Genomic DNA, 15,600 nt, shown 5'->3' with positions numbered 1-15,600 from the left:
TGTCAATTTGTGCCGGGATTGCGGAAAAAACGAAGGAGATGGGCACCGACCGGATACGACAATTTGCGTACAACAGCGTCGCCAATCCCGCTGGACACCTATGCAAGAAGCGTGCTTGACCGGTGTACAGACAAAAACGCCCGGCGCGAGGCCGGGCGGACGGTGTGATGCAGGACGGGCGCAATCAGTGCGCAGCGGCGTACTGTTCCAGTTCCTGATGCAGCGTGGCTTTGTCTTCATCGCTGAGGAAGCAGGCATCGATGCCATTGCGCGCCAGTTGCAGCACCTGCTCGCGCGAGAGGTTCAGCGAACGGGCTACGGCCTGGTAGTTGGCATTCATATAGCCACCGAAGTAGGCCGGATCGTCGGAATTGACGGTCACCGCCAGGCCGGCTTGCAGCAGGCGCGCCAGGTTGTGCTCGGCCATGTCCTTGACCACGCACAGCTTCAGGTTCGACAGCGGGCACACCGTCAGCGGCGTGCGCTGTTGCGCCAGGCGTTGCATCAGGGCCGGGTCTTCCTCGCTGCGCACGCCATGGTCGATGCGTTCCACATGCAGTACGTCCAGCGCACCGATGACGTAGGCGGCCGGACCTTCTTCACCGGCATGGGCCACCAGGCGCAAGCCCAGTTCGCGGCAACGGGCATAGACGCGTTCGAATTTCTCCGGCGGGTTGCCGCGCTCGGAAGAGTCCAGGCCGATGCCCAGCCACAGGTCGGCATATTGCTCGCGCAGCGGCAGTGCGGCTTCCAGTGTGGCAAAGGCGTCTTCTTCGGAAAGGTGGCGCAGGAAGGACATGATCATGACGCTGCCAAAGCCGTCGCGGCGGCGCGCATCGCGCAAGGCGCGAGCGATGCCGGCGAACACGGTGGCCATCGCAATGCCGCGTTCGGTGTGGGTCTGCGGGTCGAAGAAGATTTCGGCATGACGCACATTATCGGCTTGGGCACGGGCAATGTAGGCGGCCGTCATGTCGTAGAAGTCCTGCTCGGTGCGCAGCACGTTGGCACCGGCGTAATACAGGTCGAGGAAGGATTGCAGATCGCTGAAGTTGTAGGCTGCGCGCAGCTCTTCCACCGAGGCGTAGGGCAGCGCGACACCGTTGCGCTGGGCCAGGGCGAACATCAGCTCGGGTTCCAGCGTGCCTTCGATGTGCAGGTGCAGTTCGGTTTTCGGCATGGCGGCGATGAAGCCGTCCAGGGCGATGCCGCTGGCGGAGGGAGAAATGACTGCTGAGCTCATGGAAACGATCCTTCAAAAATGGCGGAAACAGGGAAGGCGGGGTCCGAGGCTATCCCCGGCAGGTGGTGCGACACGTCATGGCGCCGATGTGGCCGCCTTCCAGACTCCGCATTATCACGCAAATCTGTACCTGCCTCTACAAAGGTAAAGACGAGTAGCCGGCTGAACCAATGCTGTGCGGCAGGCTCTGAGCAGCAGCGCACATGGGTCCTGCGGGGCGGGACTTGGGCAGAGATACAAGGAAATCTCGCCAGCAATGGGCAAGACATGATTAAATGCTAAGCTTCTTGGGGAAAACGAATGCGCAAGATGATCAGGGGTACCATGCAGTGGGTGTTGGGTGGCACGATGCTGGCGACCACGGCCGGCTGTTCGATGATGCCATGGACCGAAGCGGAAGACCCGACGGTGGTGCCGTACAAGACCATCCTGAGCGGCTCTTATCAGGGCTTCCTTAGGAACTGGGATGAGCAGCGCCAGCCGGTCTTCTGCGCCCTGATCCGCAGTCGTGCCGAATGGGACCACTGGATGCTGCCGGCTCCGGTCATGAACGACAAGCGCCCCTTCGGCCCCTCGCCCGATCATTTCGAACGCAAGCAATACCTGGTGGTGGCCCGCACCATGAGCGCCCCCGATGCGGCCGAACGTCCGCATGTCTTCACGCCCCTGTCGGTGCGCCTGCGCGATGGGACTTTGCGCCTGAACTACCTCTATCGCACTCCGGCTTCGGGCGCATCCTATCGCATCAAGGATTACTTGATGGTGTCTATTCCCAAGGAACGGTTCACCACGGGGCCGGTGGTGTTTTATGAGAATGACCGGAAAGTATGTGAAGTGGAGCGCTGACGCTCCCATGCTGCCTCGCGTCATGCAAGGCCCCGGTTTCAATCGCGGCTTTGCATTGGCAAGGGCGCTTGCGGCAGGGCGTTCGCCAAGAGCTCTCGATTCGTTGCTTGAAGAGAATGTTTGCTAAGGTTTTCGGCGGAAAACTAAAATAATTCTCTTCCCATTTTCTTCTCTGTGCATGAGAGGCCTTCTTGCAGGAAGCTCCATTCAGAATTCTGACGTGCGCCAGACAGGACATGCAGATGGTGTTTGCGGACACCGACCACCATTTTGGCAAGCACACCCATGAGCAGTTCGGTGTGGGACTCATCTTGCGGGGTGCTCAGAAATCGGCGAGTCAATGTGGCGTGGTGGAAGCTACCGCGGGCGATATCATCACAGTCAACCCGGAAGAAGTGCATGACGGTACCCCTCTGGGAGAGGGGGGCCGCGCATGGCAGATGCTCTATCTTGACGTGGCAGTGGTGCAAGCGACTGTCGCCGATCTGAACGAAACCGGCCCTCGTACGTGCATGGAGTTCCCGCAACCACGCAGACGCGATCCCGCGCTGACCAGGATTTTTCGGCACCATGTCCAGGCCGTCACCCGATCGTCCTCAGATTGGACTTTGCCAGGCGATGAAAGCCTGCTGTTGCTGCTCCAGGCCCTCTTACGGCCGGCTTGTCCCAAGCCAGGTTACGCAGACTTGAGGGCCATCACGCGGGCCAAATCCTGGATCAATGAACAGCCTGCCCATGCCTGGACGCTGGCCGAACTGGCCCGCGAGGCAGATCTCAGCCGGTTTCAATTCATCAGGCATTTCGACCGCGCCACCGGTCTGACCCCTCATGCCTACATCGTGCAAAGACGCATCCATCTAGCGCGGCAGATGATCCGGCAGGGTTGCAGCTTGCGGGACGTTGCGGCCTCCTGCGGCTTTGCCGATCAAAGTCACATGACACGTCAATTCGTCCGCAGCTTCGGGCTGTCGCCAGGGGCCTATGCAAGGGCGGTATCAGGCGCTCGGCAAAGCCTGCAATTTCCTTCAAGACTTGGCCGTGCGTGCAGGTCATCATGATCCTTCCACGGGCTGCTGCCGGCCATCGCCCGCAGCAGCCTTCATCTACCTTGGGAGGCGCTGGCATGCACACGGAATTCCTGATCACATCGCTCATCGTCGTGGCTTCTCCCGGAACCGGGGCGCTGGTGACCTTGAACGCCGGGCTTTCCCATGGCACGCGGGCGGCCATGGTGGCGGCAACGGGCTGCACCCTGGGTATCATTCCCCACATGTTGCTGGCCATCACCGGGCTGGCCACGGTCTTGCACAGTAGCCCCTTCTGTTTCGAGTTGATCCAGTATGCGGGCGTACTGTATTTGCTTCGCATGGCCTGGTTGGTCATGAAGGAAAAGAATCTGCTGAGCGTCGAGCGCGTGCAGCGGCCGCAGACCTATTACGAGATCATCCAGAATGCGGTGCTGGTCAACTTTCTCAACCCAAAGCTCTCGATCTTTTTCCTCGCTTTTCTGCCGCAGTTCATCCGTAGCGACGATATCTCTCCCATGTGGTCCATGCTGTCCATGTCGCTGGTGTTCATGGCCATGACCCTGGCGATCTTCGCCCTCTACGGATGGTTCGCTGCCGCCGTGCGCGACCGCGTTCTGCGCAGTCACAGAGCAATGCTTTGGTTGCGCCGCACTTTCGCCGCCGCCTTTGTCGTCCTGGGCGTGAGGCTGGCGCTGGCGCAGCGATGAAGGCTCAGCTCAGCGCCCCGATTGAATGTGAACAGGTTTTAGCCACGTATGCTGACTTTCGAACTTGATCCCCATCTGCTGTTCGCCGAACGCAGCCGGCAATTTGCCGGTTGGGGCATCCCATGGCCGGTGATCCGGCGTGTACGGTCGCGCATCACCGATTGCTGGCATGAAGGACCTGGCGGATGGTGCCGTGAATGGATTCAGGAGGCCGAGGCGGCGGAGCGCAAAGGACGTTTTCTGCTGGCATCGATGCTGTATGGCGCAGCCCGTTTTCCCTGCGTGGCCACACCGTTGCGGGCGTATGCCCTCCAGCGGCAGGTGGCGTGTTTCGAGCGCGCGGCACCGGGATTTCCAGTGCACTTCGAGCGCCGATACCTGACGTGCAGCGACAGCAACGCATTGACCGCGCCGGTCCATCTCTACACGCCACGGCGCGCAGAAGAGCTGCCACTGGTGCTGCTCTCGGGAGGTGTCGATACCGGCAAGATGGAATTGCACCGCCTCGCCTGCCTGCTGTGCCGGGCAGGCCGCTTCCGTGTCGCCGCCATGGACATGCCTGGCACCGCAGAGAGCGGCGTCGCCCTCACTGCCGACTCCCATCAGCTGTACCAACACTGGCTCGACGCACTCGCCCCATCAGGACGCAAAGCCGTGCTGGGCGTCAGCTTCGGCGGACACTGGGCGGCCAAACTGGCGCTGCTGGAGGCCATGGACGCCGCCGTCGATCTCGGCGGCCCTACCGTGGTCTTCGACTCGGGCAGTGCATTCGTCCACACGCTGCCCAATGGCATGCCGGGCATCATCGCCAGCGCGCTCGGGTTCACCCGGATGCCCGACGAACAGAGCCTGGCCGCGCTGATGCGGCCGTTCTCGCTGCGCCGCCAGGGCTTGCTGGAGCGCTCGGGAAGCATTCCGACCCTGGTGATCAACGGGGAGCGCGACCAATATATTCCTCAGGAAGACAGCACCGTGCTGGCACATCGCCCCGGTCACCAGGTCTGGCTCATGCGCGGCATGAGCCACTGCGCTGCCGAAGGCTTGCCCCGCATCCTGCCGGCCATGGTGGCCTGGCTCAGGCTGCAGCTATACGGCAGTACCCGCACCACGCGCGCCCTCATGTCTCTCGCCGAGCTGGTATTGCCGCCCCGCATAGCGCCGGACGCGCTTCGGCGATGACAGCCGATACTGCCGGAAGCACATCCATCGTACAAATAAAAAAACCAGGCCCGGAAAAGCTTCCGGACCTGGGGTGTCATCCAGCCACAGCGCCGCAGCCAGCGCAGGCTTCAGGCCCCCTGCGTCATCCCGATGAACTGCTGCAGTTCAGGCGTCTTGGGATTGCCGAACAATTCTTCCGGCGGGCCGATCTCATGGACCTTGCCCTGGTGCATGAACACCAGCCGGTTGCAGACTTCGCGGGCGAAGCGCATTTCGTGCGTGACCATCAACAGCGTCATGCCTTCCTTGGCCAGGCCGCGCATGACGGTCAGTACTTCATTGACCAGTTCCGGGTCCAGCGCCGAGGTGATTTCGTCGCACAGCAGGGCCTGCGGGCTCATCGACAGCGCGCGCGCAATGGCCACGCGTTGCTGCTGGCCGCCGGAGAGCTGGTCGGGATAAGCGTCGAACTTGTGACCCAGGCCGACCTTCTCCAGGTTGGCCTTGGCAGTAGCCATGGCCTCGGCTTCGGACGTGCCCTTGACGATCATGGGCGCAATCATTACGTTGCGGCCCACCGAGAGGTGCGGGAACAGGTTGAACTGCTGGAAGATCATGCCGACCTTCAGGCGCAGGTTGCGCAATTCCAGTTCGCTTGCTCCCAGCTTGGCGCCGGCCACGCTGATGTTGCCTTCGTCGATGCTTTCCAGTCCGTTGATGCAGCGCAGGAGGGTGGACTTGCCCGAGCCGCTCTTGCCGATGATGGCGATCACTTCACCCGGTTCGACGTCCAGGTTGATGCCCTTGAGGACTTCGTTGTCGCCGAAGCGTTTCTTGACGTTGTCAATGGCGATGAGCGGCATTGTATTTCCTTTCTAAAGACTGGCTGTACTTGGACAGCGGCCAGCACAGCACGAAGTAGAGGGCACCCACGATGGCAAATACCGTGAAGGGGCGGAAGGTGGCATTGGTGATGACGGTACCGGCCTTGGACAACTCGATGAAGCCGATGATCGAAGTCACTGCGGTGGACTTGATGATCTGCACGCCAAATCCCACCGTCGGTGCAATGGCAATACGAAAGGCCTGCGGTAGCACGATGTAGCGCATCTGTTGGAAGTAGCCCATGGCCAGTACCGAGGAGGCTTCCCACTGCCCCTTGGGAATGGCTTCCACGCAGCCGCGCCAGATCTCGGCCAGATACGAAGCGGCCCAGCATGTCAGCGCCAGACCGGCCGCCAGCCAGGCCGGCACTTCGATGCCGAACAGGGCGATGCCGAAGAAGACCAGGAACAACTGCATCAGCAGCGGCGTGCCCTGGAACAGTTCGATGTAGAGCCGAGCAATCTGGCGTATCCAGTTCTGGCGCGAGGTCCGCATGAACAAGATCACCAGGCCCAGCGTGCCGCCGAGCAGGAAGGTGACCAGCGACAGGAGAATGGTCCAGCGCCATGCCAGCATGAGGTTGCGGACGATGTCCCAGGTGGTAAAGGAAATCATGCATTCCTCCGGGCGGTGATGAAGTAGTGGCCGATCAGGCGCAGCAACTGACGCAGCAGGATGGACAGCACCAGGTAGATGGCGGTGGCCACGATATAGGCTTCGAAGGCGCGGAAGTTGCGGCCCTGGATGTAGTTGGCCGCGAAGGACAACTCTTCCACCGCGATCTGCGAACACACCGCCGAGCCCAGCATGACGATGACCACCTGCGAGGATAGCGCCGGCCAGATCTTCTGCAATGCCGGGCGCAGGATGATGTGACGGAAGATCTGCGAACGCGACATCGACAGTGATTGCGCCGCCTCGATCTGGCCGCGCGGGATGGCCTGCACGCCGGCCCGGATGATTTCGGTGCTGTAGGCGCCCAGGTTGATCACCATGGCCAGGATCGCGGCTTGCATTTCGCTGATGTGGATGTCCAGCGAAGGCAGGCCGAAGAAGATGAAGAACAATTGCACCAGGAAGGGCGTATTGCGGATGATCTCCACATAGCCGCTGACGATGGGCTTGAGCCAGCCCGGTCCCTGCGTGCGCGCCCAGGCACCGAAGATGCCCACGGCCACACCCAGCACTCCGCCGATGGCGATGAGCTCGATGGTGGTGGCCACACCCTTGACGATGACGTCGCTGTAGTCAAGGGTGGAAAGGAAGTCGAATTGATAAGCCATGATGTCGTGTCTGCCCTGCCTTTATTTGCCTGTGCCGCGTGCTGCCGGGTGGTGCGCCTGCGCTGCGTGGTGATGCCGGGTGAAGCTGGATGAAACGGGTACTGCTGGCATCGCCGGTGCCGGGCGCAATCGCACCGGCGATGCATCGATACGGCTCGACTATTGCAAATTACAGGCCAGCCGGCAGCGGCAGGCCCAGCCACTTCTGCGAGATGGCGTTGAGGCTGCCATCCTTCTTGGCCTCGGCCAGGATGGCGTCGACCTTGTCCTGCAGCTTCTTCTCACCCTTGTTCAAGCCGATGAAGCAAGGCGAATCCTTGATCAGGAACTTGGTTTCCGGCTTCTTGGGCGGGTTCTTGGCGATGATGGCTGCGGCCACCACGTTGCCGGTAGCTACCAGTTGCACCTGGCCGGAGAGGAAGGAGCTGATGGTGCTGTTGTTGTCTTCGTAGCGCTTCACGGTGGCCGAGGCCGGTACGATCTTGCTCAGTTCCAGATCTTCCACGGAGCCACGGGTCACCGCAATGGTCTTGCCGGCCAGGTCGGCCGCGCTCTTGACCGGCAGGTCGGCTGGGCCGAACACGCCATTGAAGAAGGGGGCATAAGCGGCGGTGAAATCGATCACCTTTTCACGCTCGGCGTTCTTGCCCATGCTGGAGATGACCAGGTCGACCTTCCTGGTGGTCAGGTAGGGAATGCGGTTGGCGCTGGAGACCGGGACCAGTTCGACCTTCACGCCCAGCTTCTTGGCAATCAGGCCGGCCACGTCGATGTCCAGGCCCTGCGGTTTGAGGTCGCTATCGACCGAGCCGAACGGCGGGAAATCCGCCGGCACCGCCACGCGCAGCGTGCCGTGCTTCTGGATATCGTCCAGAGCGTCGGCGTGGGCCACCGAAGCAGAGAACATCATGGCGCCGGCCAGCAGGCCGAGCAGGAGTTTGGTCAGTTTCATAGCAGTTTCCCTAGGTTGACGACGTTGATGAGTGGCCCTGCGCGCAATGCCGGCGCTTACTGCGGCCCTTTGCTTGCCTGGCGCTTGGTTTCGGTCCCGACCGCAGCCCCCTGCCGCGTGACCGAAGCCAGCGCCTGCCGCAGCGGTTCCAGCGGATCGCTGCTGCGCACCTGGTTGAGCCCTGATTCCACATGTTGCAGGTGGGTGTGCATCAGTTGCTCAGCCTGTTCCAGATCGCCGCGTTCCAGCGCCTCGACGATCAATACATGTTCCGAACACGAATCCTCAGCCTGTTCCGACGACTGGTGCAGCATCGCAGTGAGCGTGGTGCGGGCGGTCAGGTCGCGCAGGGTTTCCGAAAGCAGCGAGTTGCCCAGGCATTCGCACAGGCAGACATGAAAGTCACCCAGCAGGTAACTGCGTACCCCCACGTCAGCTCCGGCGATGGCCGCTTCTTCGCGGGCGATGTGCTCGCGCAACTGGCGGATCGCCTCGCTGCCGATGGGCCGCACGCGCGCCTGGCGCAGCAGACCCAGTTCGATCACGCGGCGCGCCTCGAAGGCTTCGCGCGCCTGTTCGGGCGTGGGTTCGATGACATACCAGCCGCGTCGCGCACTGACGGTGACGATGCCGCGCGCCATCAAGTGCGTCAGCGCTTCGCGCACCTGGGTACGCGAGACGCCGAACAGGTCGGCCAGTTGCTGCTCGCCCAGGCGCGTCCCCGGTGCCAATTGCTTGGCGAGGATGGCCTCGGTGATGCGGATCGCAATCTGCGACGACGACTTGACGGAAGAATTGGTGCTCATGACCCCTCATCAGCAAGTTGTGTGCCACGCTGATATACAAGATTGGCATACAACATCCGGCGACGATTATTGGCAGCGAAGTCCTTGTGTGGCAAGGGCTTTCGGTGGCTGAGCGGAGCTCGAGAGAGCGGCGGTAGCGACGTGGCCAAGTCGCAGGAGGGCGCAGAAGCGCGCACGATCCTGATGTGCGCGCCACCTTTTGGTGCAAGATGAGGGGAGTACGGCACAACCGGAATGCCCCGGTTTTGTGCGCCGTGTTGTCAGGAAAGAATGGGAATGTTCACGGGCTCGTGTTTGCTCCTTGCAACACCAAGTCAAGAGAGAGGCGCCAGAGCAGCTTGGCCTGTTCGCTTCATTGTGGCAATTCCTGCGCCTTCCATTTTTTCCACAGGCGCCGCGTGCGCTCGTGACCATCGCGCATCTGCCCGGCCAGATAGCCGCGCGCATAACCGATGCTGGGGGCGAGCCTGGTGTGCTTGTGCTGCAGTTGTTGCAACAAGGCATCGGCTACCACCAGGTCATTTTGCAGGCCCAGTTGGTCCTGCAGGCGGGACAAGGCCTTCAGATAGGGGCGGCTGCTCTTCTCGCCATACAGGGCCAGGAAGAACTCGATGTCATAGCGCATCTTCTTGGCGGCGATGCGGGTGCGGTGGCGGGCGCGGTCGCTGTCTTCCAGATGTTCGCCGCGCTTGTTGAGCCGCTTTTCATCCCGACGCAGCATCTGGTGTGCAAAGCGCGACAACGGTTGCGTCAGCGTTTGCAATCCGTGCTCATCGAGTCCCTCGCGCCAGCCCGCCTGCAACAGCCAGCGGCTGAACTGCAGCACCAGTGCGGTGTAGCGCGGCGAGGCCACGGCCTGCACTGCCTGCGCGTGTTCCTTGCCGGCTTCGATCAAGGCTGCCTTGCGCACCCGTTCCAGGTCGATCGAATCGATCTCGGCCGCCGGCAATGCCGACAGGGTTTGCGTGGCCAGCACATCCCAGTCGCGCGCCACGCCGATCGCCTCCGCCGCCCAGTCGAATTGGGCCGACAGTGCGGCAGGCAGGGCGATCACCTCATGGAACAGCGTGAAGGCCGAGCGCAGCCGGCGCAGGCCGACCCGCATCTGGTGCAGGCGCTCGATGTCGCCGCTGTCCTGATCGGCGATGTCATTGGCCTGGATCTGCTCCAGGCAATTGCTGACCACCGCCAGGAACGCCTGCTCCAGCGGCATCTTGCGGGTGAGCAGCAAGGGCTTGGCGCGGCTGGCCGAGGAGCTGGCGGCGGCGTCGCCACGGCGCGCTTGGTGGAACAGGGCATAGCCACGCTGCGCCTTGCTTTGGATGCCGATGCGCAGTGGCAGGTCTTGCAGCAGTTGCAGGGCGAAGTCGAACAAGGAAGCGGCCTGGCCACTCTTGAGTTCCAGCTCGATTTCGCACACCTCTACCTGCAGTGCGCCATGTTCGACCAGGCCCTGATCGAGGACGCATTCCACTTCTGTGCCATCGTCCAGTTTCAGATCCCACACCATGCGCTGGATGCGGGTGCTGAAAATGGCTGTCAAGCGGGCCGCGGTGGCATCCGAAAATACTTTCTTGGCCCAGGCTTCATCGCTGGCGGCCAGCTCGCGCAGTACCGGCAGGTCGGGCTGTTCGCCCGCCACCAGCGACTCCCATTCATTGCGCTGGTGCAGCCCGCCGCTCACCCCGCCGCCGGCCTTGAGGGTCTGGATGTATTCATTGCCGGTGCGCCGTACGCGCAGGCCGGCCTCATGACGCCGCAGCAGCAGCTCGGGTGTGTCGAAGTAGGTGCCGGTCTGGTCCTTGATGCGCGGCGCCGCCAAGGCGTGGCGCTTGAGCAGGGGATGACGGATGAAGGCCTTGGTATGCTCGGGGGCGAGCAGCAGTTTCAGTTCGGTTTCCATGAGGTGGGCCGTAGCGGTTGGAAGTAGGGTGCCGCGCTGCGGGCGGCGGGCGTGGGCGCGGGAGGGGCCTGGCGCTGCGCCATGTAGCGCGCCGGCGGTTTGCCCAGGGTTTTCTTGAACATGGTGATAAAGGCGCTGACCGAGTCGTAACCCAGGTCTTGCGACACGCGCTGCACCGAGCTGCCCGAGGCCAGTCGCTGCAGGGCCAGCATCAGATGGATCTGGCGTCGCCAGCGACCGAAGCTCATGCCGGTTTCGGCTTGCACGAAGCGTGCAAAACTACGCTCGCTCATGGCATGACGCTGGCCCCACTCGGCCACCGTGCTGCGGTCAGCCGGATGCTCGCTGAGATGCCGGGCGATCTCGCGCAGGCGCCAATGTTGCGGCATGGGCAGGTGCAAGGGCAGGACGTGACGCTGGCTGCTTTCCAGTTCTTCCACCAGCACCGCTGCCAGGCGCGCGGTGCGCTCATGCGGTGCATAGTCCTGCGGCAGCTCGGCCAGGTGGCAGATCATCTGCACCAACAGCGGCGTCAGGGCCAGGGTGCAGCAGTGGTCGGGCAGGCTGGTCGCGTGCGGGGCGATGAACAGGAAACACAACTGACCATCGGGCGTGACCCGGTTGCTGTGCGGCACGCCCGGCGGAATCCATACCGCCGATTGCGGCGGCACGATCCACATGCCTTGGGTCGTCTCGCAGGTAACCGCGCCATGCAGCGCCACCACCAACTGGCCCTTGCGATGGCTGTGCAGCGGTGTCTCGCGCTCGTTATGGTTGGTGTAGACGCGCAGGGCAGTCACCGCCGCGCTCAGGCGATCCGGGTCGTGCTCGATCAGGCTGGCATAGAGGGTGGTCATATGCGGTTGGGGTGGGCCGTGGAGTTGACCGTTTTTAGCAATATGCTGGCATTGTAGCCAAATACATGCGCAGTGCGATTGACTAAGCTTGGCGCTCGACCTTCTTATCTGCCCTCCATGCACGCCACCGACACCCGTCCCCACTCCGTGAGCCCCGCCAGCCGCAGCCTGTGGTTGATCGCCGGCATCCTGCTGATTGCAGCCAACCTGCGCGCCCCGGTGACGGCGGTGGGGCCGGTCATCGGCCTCTTGCAGCGGAGCTTCGCGCTGTCGGCGGGGGCAGCCGGCCTGATGCTGACCCTGCCGCTGCTCTGCTTCGCCCTGGTCTCGCCGCTGGCGGCTCGGTTGGCGCGTGGCCTAGGGCTGGAGCGCACGCTGCTGCTGGCCTTGCTGTTGATTGCGGGCGGCATCGCGCTGCGTTCTGCCGGCTCGGTGGCAGCTTTGCTGCTGGGCACGTGCGTGATCGGTTGCGGCATCGCGGGCGGCAACGTGCTCTTGCCCAGTTTGCTCAAGCGCGATTTTCCCGATGATTTGACCCGCATGACCGCCATCTATGCCCTCACCATGGGCGGCGCCTCCGCCCTGGGTTCGGTCTGTGCCGTACCACTGGCCGCAGCACTGGGTTGGGCCTGGGCCTTGGCGGCCTTCATCGCATTGCCGTTGGTGGCGCTGCTGGCGTGGCTGCCGCAATTGCGGCGCGACACCCGTCCCGCTGCGCCACCGCCGCGCGCCGCATCGATGTGGCGCCAGCCGCTGGCCTGGCAGGTGACTTTCTTCCTCGGCACCAATTCGCTGGTGTATTACGTGGTCACGGCCTGGTTGCCTTCCATTCTCGCCGCCAATGGCGATAGCCCGCTGCAGGCCGGCAACCTGCATGGGCTGATGCAACTGGCCTCGGCCTTGCCGGGCCTGCTGCTGGTACCACTGGGTCCGCGCCTGCGCGATCATCGACCGGTCGCAGTCGGTATGTCGGCGGCCACTGTCCTGAGTCTGATCGGTCTGATTGCCTGGCCGCAGGCTTCCATCGTGTGGGTACCGCTGTTCGGATTTGGCACGGGCGCGGTGCTGATCCTTGGGCTGGCCTTCGTCGGCACGCGGGTCTCGACTCCGCCGCAGGCAGCGGCCTTGTCGGCCATGGCGCAAAGCGTGGGATACCTGCTGGCCGCAACTGGCCCTATCGTGATGGGTCGCCTGCATGATGCCAGCGGCGGCTGGACTGCGGTGCTTGCCTTGTGTGCGGGCGGGGCGGCGTTGATGGGGCTGTTGGGATGGTTGGCGGGTCGGCCGGGCAGAGTGATCAAGGCGGACGCACTGGCAAGCACAAAGTCGACCTGACCAAGCGCTTGGAGCCGTCTGGAATCAATGCATGAGACAGTGCTGGTAAAAAAGGCGGGGCTGGCCGATCATGGCAGCGTTTTCTTTCTTGCCCCTCTTTGCGCACACCATGAATGCCTCGCTGTTTGCCCCGGTGGATCTGTACTGTGAACGACTCAGCCCCGCATTCTGGGCCGAGCCTGTCAATGCCTTGTCGAACCTGGGTTTCTTCGTCGCCGCCTTTTGTGCGTGGCGCTTGCTCAAGTCATACAGTGCGCCCACTTCCCGCAGCGCATGGATATTGACGCTGATGATCGCCGTGATCGGCATCGGCAGTTTCCTCTTCCATACCGTTGCCGAGCGCTGGGCCTTGCTGGCCGATGTCATTCCCATCTCGTTCTACCAGCTACTGTTCCTGGCGTTCTATTTGCGCCAGGTGGCGCGGCTTTCCTTGCCGGGGGTGGGGGCGTGGGTGATCGCTTTCTTCGCCATTTCCTACGGGGTCAGCACCTTGCCTGATCAATGGCTCAATGGCTCGCTGTCCTCGTATGGTTCGGCCTGGCTGTTCATTGCCGGCCTCGGTGTGTATCACTGGCGCAGCGGCAAGCAGGAACCGCAGGCATTGTTGCTGGCCGTGGCGGTGTTCAGTCTGTCCCTGTTGTTCCGCTCGGCCGATATGGCGGTGTGCAAATATCTCAGCATCGGTACACACATGTTCTGGCATCTCTCCAACAGTATCGTGCTGTACCTCACCACCCGCGCTTTCATTGTGAATCTGCGTCCTTCGCAGCGGCCTGGCCCGGTGTGATCTGTGCGTCTGGTCCCCGGTCTGGACTGTGGATACGTTGCAGGTCGGTGATCACGCCGCGCTGCAAGGCATCGGTGGGGATCGGTTCGCAATGGGTGATCTTCTGGCGCTGCAGGCCATCGCAGAAGAACACGCTGCTGCCCAGGGTGGCGGCCAGGTCGGGGTGAAAGAAGTTGGCCGCGCCCTTGTTTTTCTTGATGGCAATCCAGCGCCTGACCAGTTCCGGGTCGGCCTTGCCATCGGAATACTTGATGATCCAGTCAAACAGTCCATCGCGGATGACCGCCGCACCGTTCAGGTTGCCTTGTGCGTCGTAGTGGCCGTGGAAGCCCACGCGGGTCTGGTCCAAGGGATAGTCGTCGGTGAAGACGCGCTGTCTGCCGCCCAGGAACATCCTGGAGCAGGATGAAATGCAATAGCCGGAGACTGCCGTGGTCACGCCTTTCTGTCGGAAGAATTCGCCGACTTCATATCCGGTGCCGGCGTCCCCGCCGTGCGAGTTGCGCAGGATGACCAGATTGATGGCGGGATTGGCGGCAAAGGCATCCTTGATCATGGCCGGCTCCCCACCGTTGACCGGGCCGGAGAGGATGATGGCGTTGCCGACCTTGACCAGTTCCATGGCCCATGCCTGGCTCGAGAGCAGGGCCAGGATCAGCGCGCAGGCATAGCGCAGGGCCGTGCGCGACAATGTCAGTGGCTGTAGTGTCATGGAGCGTCCACGTCATCCACTCTTGGCGATCCGCCCTCGGGTTGGCCGCCCTCCCTCCAGCGTGCCGCCTTTGTAAGGCACTCGACCCGACGGCACCACCACCGCCGCCTTTTGCACATGCCCCTCCTGGTCGTCAAAGAACATATGTGCGCCAAAGGCCTGCAGGACTTCGGCCTTGTTGAGGCCTCCCAGGAAGAAAGCTTCATCTACCGTCACATTCCAGGTCCGCAAGGTATGGATCACGCGCTGGTGCGCCGGACTGTTGCGGGCGGTGACGATGGCGATGCGTACCGGACACTGCTTGGGCGGGAACTGCTTCTGGATCGCCGACAAGGCCAGCAGCAGCTTGGCGAACGGTCCTTCTTTCATGGCCTTCTTGCGATGCCGCTGTTCATGGCGAGCAAAGGCTTCCAGGCCCTTTTCGGCGAAGATGCGCTCGGACTCCGCCGAGAACAGCACGGCGTCACCATCGAAGGCGATGCGGATCTGGTTGTCCGGCGCGCTGTAGTCCAGCGGGGCGGCATAGAGCTGAGCAGCGGCGACACCGGCATCGATGGCTTCCTGCACGTCGCCGGTATCGCGCGAGAGGAACAGGTCGATCTTGAAGGCTTGCAGGTAGGGTGCGGTGGCGCCGCCACCGGTAAAGGCGGCACGGCTGATGTCGAGCTTGTGGGCGGCGATGGCATTGAAGGCGCGCAGGCCGGTGTCGGGCGTATTGCGCGAGATCACCACCACCTCCACCAGGCGCCGCTCGGGGATCAGGTCATTCAAGCGCAGCAGCGCCTTGACCAAGGGAAAGGCCGTGCCCGGCTGCAGCGGATCATTTTCATGGGCGCGCTGGTACTCGGCATAGGCATCCACGCCTTGCTCATCGTAGATGGCGTTTTCGGCTTCCAGGTCGAACAGGGCACGAGAGGAGATTCCGATCACCAGCTTGTCCGAAAGATCGTAGGGCATTGCAGCGCATCCATAGCGGGAAAGCCCTGATTGTAGAGCGGCCTGCCGCTGGGCGCAGTAGGTGGCAGCGATAGGTGGCTTTATTCGTATTCTTGATGTCTGAGGTGAAATGCCGCGTATATCACTCCAAATTTCGCT

The 15,600-nt window shown here is 62.6% G+C and carries 16 protein-coding genes; 6 read left to right on the top strand and 10 right to left on the bottom strand.

Annotated features, from left to right (window positions below; genetic code table 11):
• Positions 1-184: 184 nt before the first annotated feature.
• Positions 185-1,243: an adenosine deaminase gene (locus tag RC54_RS22160; protein ID WP_061790359.1), complete on the bottom strand. Its 1,059-nt coding sequence runs from the start codon at positions 1,241-1,243 to the stop codon at positions 185-187.
• Positions 1,244-1,543: 300 nt separating this feature from the next.
• On the opposite strand from RC54_RS22160, the gene RC54_RS22155 reads away from it, so the two are divergent.
• The 4 genes from RC54_RS22155 to RC54_RS22140 all read left to right on the top strand — a co-directional run bounded on the left by RC54_RS22155 (position 1,544) and on the right by RC54_RS22140 (position 5,003).
• Complete coding sequence (locus tag RC54_RS22155) at positions 1,544-2,089, top strand: hypothetical protein (protein ID WP_058896957.1); 546 nt, start codon at positions 1,544-1,546, stop codon at positions 2,087-2,089.
• Between the two features lie 242 nt (positions 2,090-2,331).
• Positions 2,332-3,147: an AraC family transcriptional regulator gene (locus RC54_RS22150; RefSeq protein ID WP_373281458.1), complete on the top strand. Its 816-nt coding sequence runs from the start codon at positions 2,332-2,334 to the stop codon at positions 3,145-3,147.
• Positions 3,132-3,824, top strand: coding sequence for a LysE family translocator (locus RC54_RS22145; RefSeq protein ID WP_231738809.1), 693 nt, complete (start codon positions 3,132-3,134; stop codon positions 3,822-3,824). Before RC54_RS22150 ends, RC54_RS22145 begins: the two co-directional genes overlap by 16 nt.
• Before the next feature lie 48 nt (positions 3,825-3,872).
• Positions 3,873-5,003: an alpha/beta hydrolase gene (locus tag RC54_RS22140; RefSeq protein WP_061790360.1), complete on the top strand. Its 1,131-nt coding sequence runs from the start codon at positions 3,873-3,875 to the stop codon at positions 5,001-5,003.
• 110 nt (positions 5,004-5,113) lie between these two features.
• Here RC54_RS22140 and RC54_RS22135 read toward each other — a convergent pair whose 3' ends face one another.
• The 7 genes from RC54_RS22135 to RC54_RS22105 all read right to left on the bottom strand — a co-directional run bounded on the left by RC54_RS22135 (position 5,114) and on the right by RC54_RS22105 (position 11,671).
• On the bottom strand, positions 5,114-5,848 hold the full coding sequence (locus RC54_RS22135) for an amino acid ABC transporter ATP-binding protein (RefSeq protein ID WP_058896954.1): 735 nt from the start codon (positions 5,846-5,848) through the stop codon (positions 5,114-5,116).
• Positions 5,829-6,485 (bottom strand): amino acid ABC transporter permease, encoded by a 657-nt coding sequence (locus RC54_RS22130; RefSeq protein WP_017449677.1) that lies wholly within the window; start codon positions 6,483-6,485, stop codon positions 5,829-5,831. Before RC54_RS22130 ends, RC54_RS22135 begins: the two co-directional genes overlap by 20 nt.
• Positions 6,482-7,153, bottom strand: coding sequence for an amino acid ABC transporter permease (locus tag RC54_RS22125; RefSeq protein ID WP_044529904.1), 672 nt, complete (start codon positions 7,151-7,153; stop codon positions 6,482-6,484). Before RC54_RS22125 ends, RC54_RS22130 begins: the two co-directional genes overlap by 4 nt.
• A gap of 169 nt (positions 7,154-7,322) precedes the next feature.
• On the bottom strand, positions 7,323-8,105 hold the full coding sequence (locus RC54_RS22120; protein WP_061790361.1) for a transporter substrate-binding domain-containing protein: 783 nt from the start codon (positions 8,103-8,105) through the stop codon (positions 7,323-7,325).
• A gap of 56 nt (positions 8,106-8,161) precedes the next feature.
• Positions 8,162-8,911 (bottom strand): GntR family transcriptional regulator, encoded by a 750-nt coding sequence (locus tag RC54_RS22115; RefSeq protein WP_061790362.1) that lies wholly within the window; start codon positions 8,909-8,911, stop codon positions 8,162-8,164.
• 352 nt (positions 8,912-9,263) lie between these two features.
• On the bottom strand, positions 9,264-10,814 hold the full coding sequence (locus RC54_RS22110; protein ID WP_061790363.1) for a CYTH and CHAD domain-containing protein: 1,551 nt from the start codon (positions 10,812-10,814) through the stop codon (positions 9,264-9,266).
• Positions 10,799-11,671, bottom strand: coding sequence for an AraC family transcriptional regulator (locus RC54_RS22105; RefSeq protein WP_058896950.1), 873 nt, complete (start codon positions 11,669-11,671; stop codon positions 10,799-10,801). The genes RC54_RS22110 and RC54_RS22105 overlap by 16 nt, the downstream gene beginning before the upstream one ends.
• A gap of 117 nt (positions 11,672-11,788) precedes the next feature.
• On the opposite strand from RC54_RS22105, the gene RC54_RS22100 reads away from it, so the two are divergent.
• Positions 11,789-13,006, top strand: a complete 1,218-nt coding sequence (locus tag RC54_RS22100; protein ID WP_061790364.1) for an MFS transporter — start codon at positions 11,789-11,791, stop codon at positions 13,004-13,006.
• A gap of 70 nt (positions 13,007-13,076) precedes the next feature.
• The gene (locus RC54_RS22095; protein WP_058896948.1) at positions 13,077-13,793 is read left to right on the top strand and encodes a ceramidase domain-containing protein; all 717 of its coding nucleotides are present in this window, start codon (positions 13,077-13,079) and stop codon (positions 13,791-13,793) included.
• Here the strand turns inward: RC54_RS22095 and RC54_RS22090 are convergent.
• Together RC54_RS22090 and RC54_RS22085 are read right to left on the bottom strand one after the other, a co-directional pair.
• The gene (locus RC54_RS22090) at positions 13,750-14,505 is read right to left on the bottom strand and encodes a hypothetical protein (RefSeq protein ID WP_244216402.1); all 756 of its coding nucleotides are present in this window, start codon (positions 14,503-14,505) and stop codon (positions 13,750-13,752) included. The two genes, RC54_RS22095 and RC54_RS22090, sit on opposite strands and share 44 nt — an antisense overlap.
• 12 nt (positions 14,506-14,517) lie before the next feature.
• On the bottom strand, positions 14,518-15,462 hold the full coding sequence (locus tag RC54_RS22085; RefSeq protein ID WP_058896946.1) for a 5'-nucleotidase: 945 nt from the start codon (positions 15,460-15,462) through the stop codon (positions 14,518-14,520).
• Positions 15,463-15,600: the final 138 nt, after the last annotated feature.

It is taken from the genome of Herbaspirillum rubrisubalbicans, from assembly GCF_003719195.1.
In the GTDB taxonomy this organism is placed as follows: domain Bacteria; phylum Pseudomonadota; class Gammaproteobacteria; order Burkholderiales; family Burkholderiaceae_D; genus Herbaspirillum; species Herbaspirillum rubrisubalbicans.
The sequence above is the reverse complement of the archived record's forward strand: the minus strand, read 5'-3'. Positions and strand labels throughout refer to the sequence as shown.

Coding starts and splice junctions, on each gene's coding strand:
- RC54_RS22160 (WP_061790359.1), bottom strand. CDS start 1,243: ATGAGCTCAGCAGTCATTTCTCCCTCCGCCAGCGGCATCGCCCTGGAC.
- RC54_RS22105 (WP_058896950.1), bottom strand. CDS start 11,671: ATGACCACCCTCTATGCCAGCCTGATCGAGCACGACCCGGATCGCCTG.
- RC54_RS22095 (WP_058896948.1), top strand. CDS start 13,077: ATGGCAGCGTTTTCTTTCTTGCCCCTCTTTGCGCACACCATGAATGCC.
- RC54_RS22140 (WP_061790360.1), top strand. CDS start 3,873: ATGCTGACTTTCGAACTTGATCCCCATCTGCTGTTCGCCGAACGCAGC.
- RC54_RS22085 (WP_058896946.1), bottom strand. CDS start 15,462: ATGCCCTACGATCTTTCGGACAAGCTGGTGATCGGAATCTCCTCTCGT.
- RC54_RS22120 (WP_061790361.1), bottom strand. CDS start 8,105: ATGAAACTGACCAAACTCCTGCTCGGCCTGCTGGCCGGCGCCATGATG.
- RC54_RS22130 (WP_017449677.1), bottom strand. CDS start 6,485: ATGATTTCCTTTACCACCTGGGACATCGTCCGCAACCTCATGCTGGCA.
- RC54_RS22135 (WP_058896954.1), bottom strand. CDS start 5,848: ATGCCGCTCATCGCCATTGACAACGTCAAGAAACGCTTCGGCGACAAC.
- RC54_RS22090 (WP_244216402.1), bottom strand. CDS start 14,505: ATGACACTACAGCCACTGACATTGTCGCGCACGGCCCTGCGCTATGCC.
- RC54_RS22100 (WP_061790364.1), top strand. CDS start 11,789: ATGCACGCCACCGACACCCGTCCCCACTCCGTGAGCCCCGCCAGCCGC.
- RC54_RS22155 (WP_058896957.1), top strand. CDS start 1,544: ATGCGCAAGATGATCAGGGGTACCATGCAGTGGGTGTTGGGTGGCACG.
- RC54_RS22150 (WP_373281458.1), top strand. CDS start 2,332: ATGGTGTTTGCGGACACCGACCACCATTTTGGCAAGCACACCCATGAG.
- RC54_RS22125 (WP_044529904.1), bottom strand. CDS start 7,153: ATGGCTTATCAATTCGACTTCCTTTCCACCCTTGACTACAGCGACGTC.
- RC54_RS22115 (WP_061790362.1), bottom strand. CDS start 8,911: ATGAGCACCAATTCTTCCGTCAAGTCGTCGTCGCAGATTGCGATCCGC.
- RC54_RS22110 (WP_061790363.1), bottom strand. CDS start 10,814: ATGGAAACCGAACTGAAACTGCTGCTCGCCCCCGAGCATACCAAGGCC.